This window comes from Sphingobacterium rhinopitheci (assembly GCF_022627575.1).
GTDB lineage: Bacteria > Bacteroidota > Bacteroidia > Sphingobacteriales > Sphingobacteriaceae > Sphingobacterium > Sphingobacterium rhinopitheci.
This window is the reverse complement of sequence record NZ_JADEYQ010000031.1, coordinates 1-4536: the sequence shown is the minus strand read 5'-3', so window position 1 is coordinate 4536 and position 4536 is coordinate 1. Positions and strand designations below refer to the sequence as shown.

5 protein-coding genes are annotated in these 4536 nt (G+C 32.3%); all 5 read right to left on the bottom strand.

Annotated features, from left to right (window positions below):
- Positions 1-679: 679 nt before the first annotated feature.
- On the bottom strand, positions 680-1594 hold the full coding sequence (locus IP023_RS14940) for a DUF4238 domain-containing protein (RefSeq protein ID WP_241791218.1): 915 nt from the start codon (positions 1592-1594) through the stop codon (positions 680-682).
- Positions 1595-1896: 302 nt separating this feature from the next.
- Positions 1897-2124 (bottom strand): DUF6088 family protein, encoded by a 228-nt coding sequence (locus IP023_RS14935; RefSeq protein WP_241791217.1) that lies wholly within the window; start codon positions 2122-2124, stop codon positions 1897-1899.
- A 10-nt stretch (positions 2125-2134) separates the two neighbouring features.
- Positions 2135-2275 carry a hypothetical protein gene (locus tag IP023_RS14930; protein WP_241791216.1) on the bottom strand — a complete coding sequence of 47 codons (141 nt, stop codon included), beginning with the start codon at positions 2273-2275 and terminating at the stop codon, positions 2135-2137.
- Positions 2265-2858 (bottom strand): DUF6088 family protein, encoded by a 594-nt coding sequence (locus IP023_RS14925; RefSeq protein WP_317224560.1) that lies wholly within the window; start codon positions 2856-2858, stop codon positions 2265-2267. Before IP023_RS14925 ends, IP023_RS14930 begins: the two co-directional genes overlap by 11 nt.
- Before the next feature lie 148 nt (positions 2859-3006).
- Positions 3007-4536 (bottom strand): helicase-related protein (locus IP023_RS14920; RefSeq protein ID WP_241791214.1); only part of this gene is annotated, 1530 nt, incomplete at its 5' end.

Genomic DNA, 4536 nt, shown 5'->3' with positions numbered 1-4536 from the left:
GAAGGTTTAGGGTCGTGCTCGGGAAAAGAGCGGCTAAACCAATCCCTCCGACTCCACAAGTAAAGCTCAACGAAAGTTGGGCTTTTTTTGTGTCGCAGGATGAGTACCCGATATAAGGGTTCGATTCTAGAAGGTTTAGGGTCGTGCTCGGGCAAAGAGCGGCTAAACCAATCCCTCCGACTCCACAAGTAAAGCTCAACGAAAGTTGGGCTTTTTTTGTGTCGCAGGATGAGTACCCGATATAAGGGTTCGATTCAGGAAGGTTTAGGGTCGTGCTCGGGAAAAGAGCGGCTAAACCAATCCCTCCGGCTCCACAAGTAAAGCTCAACGAAAGTTGGGCTTTACTTGTGTCGCAGGATGAGTACCCGATATAAGGGTTCGATTCTAGAAGCTTTAGGGTCGTGCTCGGGCAAAGAGCGGCTAAACCAATCCCTCCGGCTCCACAAGTAAAGCTCAACGAAAGTTGGGCTTTTTTGTTTTGTATGCTATGGGATGAGGACCCGATATAAGGGTTCGATTCAGGAAGGTTTAGGGTCGTGCTCGGGAAAAGAGCGGCTAAACCAATCCCTCCGACTCCACAAACAATACTTATTACCAATCAGTTACAAAATTTACACCACGAAATGCACCACCTTTTGGGTGTTTTATTTTTATAATTCTTATTCATTTCAGAATATACCTAAGACAGCAGAATTCGATTAAGGGTTTCCTCTCTGTTGGCAAAAACGAAATCAGGTTTCAGAACCAATAATAGACTGTTATAAGCTATAACTTCGGAATCCATTTTTAATTCATACTCATCTCTGCGACTTTCATCTGAAATAGCAATTAGAAGTGCTTTTTTTGGACCAATTGGATAATAAAACTCTAAAAGCTCATCTTTGTTATTTTTCAATTCATCAGTTCGAATCCGATTTATTATAGGCTGATCGGTTGTAATAAACTCAATATTTGAAGAGTTCATTAAAAGTGTTATTTTTAGATTATATGAAAATGTTAAATTTGCAGCCAATGTAATTGCAAATGTAATAGCTATAATTTTCAATGAGCTTGCAGGTAATACCGAAATCACACTTGACTCAGTAAGAGCTTTACTATGCATTTGATTTGTTCGAGTGTATTGAATACATAAATACATCAATGCTTTTAACCTTTCTTTATCATCATCAAAAACAAAAAGATCTGTTTGAGAATTTACTTTCAATAGCTCTTCTCCAAATTTCTCAAACATAGAGTGCAAATCTTCCAATGCATTTTTCTTAACTACATTCAGTTTATATTCTTTTTCGGGAAAATCAAGTCTTTCCCAATGCCGTTTTATGTGAGAATATTTAAAGAAACTTTTTAATATAGCCAAATTACTTTCTCTTGAAAAATTAGTACTCCACTCACTGATTATGTAAGTCAAAGCTACCTCTTGGTCTTCAGTAAAGGCATCTACTTCATAAAAAAAACGCTTCTGGGCAACATTTTCTAGATTTGTGCACCTAACTACGTTAGTATCCTTGTGAAGAAAATAAATTTGCCTGCCATTCTCAGCCCATGAAGTCAAATACTGCTTCCATACGTAATGCTGCTTTTTCTTTACTTCCATAAAAGTATATCCATCATAATTTGCTTTACAATAATACATTGAATATTTTAGATACCAAGTTATAATTCATGGAAATCAAGAATATTAAAACATATAATAAAGCTCCAGAGAAAGTATTTGAGACTTTATGTTCTCAACTATTTGAAAACTGGTTGAGAAGAGAATTTGATGATATTAAGCATTTTTCCGTAGTGAATGGAGCTGGTGGAGACGGAGGTTTTATTTTTTCTATAAAATCTTCGGTTACTTTGTTTTGTCCAACTTCTTTAAACGCTTGTACTATTAAATACAACAAACCATCCTTATATAGCAAAACTACGAGGCACAGTCTTTTTAAATTTTATACTACGCTTGCCTATTTTAATCTCACGCTGAGAACCATCCGTCAGATAAACGGCTTTTAGGGGTCTCTGATTTGTTAATCCCAATAAGAACAAAGCCATAATACCCGTTGGTGCAATTCGAGCTTTATCCCGTTGGGCGATCTGTTTAGCTAGCTCTTCTGTCGTAGGATAAATAACTCCCAGCAATGGATCTTTCTTAGGCCTTAGGTAAAAGCCCTGAGCTAATCAAATAACAAACCCACCAATCCTTCTCTACAACAAAAGCAGGAAGCCCTCTCGCTTCACCTGTTTGTTGAAGAATTTGTACTTTTTGCTCTAGTGTCAAATCAATCCACATTCGTATTGGTTTTATAGAGGTTAGCTATTATTTTTTGTATCCAAACAGGTGCGAATCGTAATTGCGTATCAACAACTTTTGATTCTAGTAGACGAATAGATGAAGTTATTTTCTCCAAAAAATCTTCTGTAACCCCATCTTGTCCCACTTCTTTAAATGCTTGTACGATTAAATGCAACAAACCATCTTTGATAGCAAAACTACGAGGCACTGTCTTTTTGAATTTTATACTACGCTTACCAATTTTAATCTCGCGCTGAGAACCATCAGTCAGATAAACGGTTTTTAAAGGAATCTGTGTTGTCAATCCCAATAAGAACAAAGCCATAATACCCGTTGGTGCAATTCGAGCTTTATCCCGTTGGGCAATCTGTTTAGCTATCTCTTCTGTCGTAGGAAAGATAATGCCTAGCAATGGATCTTTCTTAGGCTTTAGGTAAATACCTTGCGCTAATCGTATAACTGTACCATCTTCTTCTAAACGAGAAAGTACTTTGCGGATATTTTCTGAAGATCCATAATTAAAAAAATCATCCAAAAAAAATATTTCGCCAAATGAAGACTTAGAAATCTTTGTTTGTATCTTATTCTTAGATGATTACATTATATTTATAATTATATCTTTGTCACAAATTTAGTAAAAATTTGTGACAAAATAATTAAATAGCTTGCTATCCCAAAAGCTTGATAAAAGCTTGTTCGAGTTGTGATTAAGTATATCTAATACTTAACTATTCAAAATATACTTTTAAATCATTCATTTGTTCGTTTTCAAAAATTATCTTTTTAATATCATGTATTGAAAATTTTTCCGGCAATTTTTTTGAGATTTGTTTAAGATGCAGGTTTGCTCTTTGATATGGAATTCCATACTCAAACAATTTATTCATGATTACTAAAGTTTCTTGAGTAGGATTATCAATACCTATAAATTTAGAATAAAATTGTGCTTTTTTTCTTTTTGCTTCAACGATTACATGAGTTGGAAGTAGATATCTATTAGTATGTTTTAAATACAACTCATCAATGTCAAGAATAAAATTGATTAATGGTATTATTTTAAAAGGCAAAAAGTTATAAATCATTTCGATCAAATTAGATATGATTTTAGACTTATTAATTTTATTTTTTTTAAAATACAACTCATCAACCATTTCAATAAATGTTTTAAAATTAGCACTTAAAATCACATTTAAAGTATTTAAATCCGTTGGACCTACAATTTTCCCAATTATTCCTAAAAGTTTTAAATTTTGAGTGTTTGAAATGTAATCAAGTAAAATTTCAAATTGTTTTATTGTAAACCCATGTTTATTTAATAATAAAATCACATCTTTAACAGGTATATTTGAATAGCTAGAATCTTGTAACTGTATTTCTAGAGTATTTTCATGAGAAGATTTATCCCCATCGATTGATATTTCATTAGAAAAGTTCTCATCTCGATTTATTTCGATAATTTCAGCTTTATCTTCTAAAACAAATTGAATATTTATATCTCTATAAGAAATATTAGCATGTTCAAATTGTTCCTGATGTTTGGACCAATAGAAGATATTCCCAACTTTATGTTTTCCTAACCTACCTGCACGACCAATTAAGTTTTTGTATTTCACTAAATTTTTATCTCCTAAAATATTTCTAGAACTATATATATAAATGTTTTTTGTAGGCGTATTCACACCTTCAATAATTGAGTTAGTAGCTAAAACATTCTTTAATTGATTTGATTTAAACAAATCAATTACTTTTTTTTGAACAAATTTTGGCATTGGTCCATAATGTATTCCTATTCCAGATTTTAAGGCTTGTATAGGTAACCAATCAGGATGAAAATCTTCTTCAACCCTATGAATCCAACTATCTTTTAATTCTATTGAGTTATTAAGTATTTTAAAGTGCTTCAAATAGTTTTTTTCTAATTCTGACGGTGAATTATAATAAACAAGATTTATACTTTCATTATTTGAAATTTCTTGCTTAATTAATTTATTCAAGTCATTTATGCCATTAAAATTTTTAGCCACCGGAGCATAGTCAGATTGTAATATTGAGAAATCATAATTTTCTAATCCTAAAATAGAGTTAACTAATGGCATCAGTAAAATCAGCTTATCAGATTTTTCTAATGTGTCAACAAAAGAACGATTCAGTATAACTTCTCTACTTCCTTTAATCGGATCTGTCAGTTTATAAGCTTCATCTATAACGAATAAATTAATTTTATCATCATAAAGGTTTTTAATATTATAATACTTTTC

Excerpts from the sequence above, each read along its gene's own strand:
- IP023_RS14930 (WP_241791216.1), bottom strand. The coding sequence starts at position 2,275 with ATGTGGATTGATTTGACACTAGAGCAAAAAGTACAAATTCTTCAACAA.
- IP023_RS14940 (WP_241791218.1), bottom strand. The coding sequence starts at position 1,594 with ATGGAAGTAAAGAAAAAGCAGCATTACGTATGGAAGCAGTATTTGACT.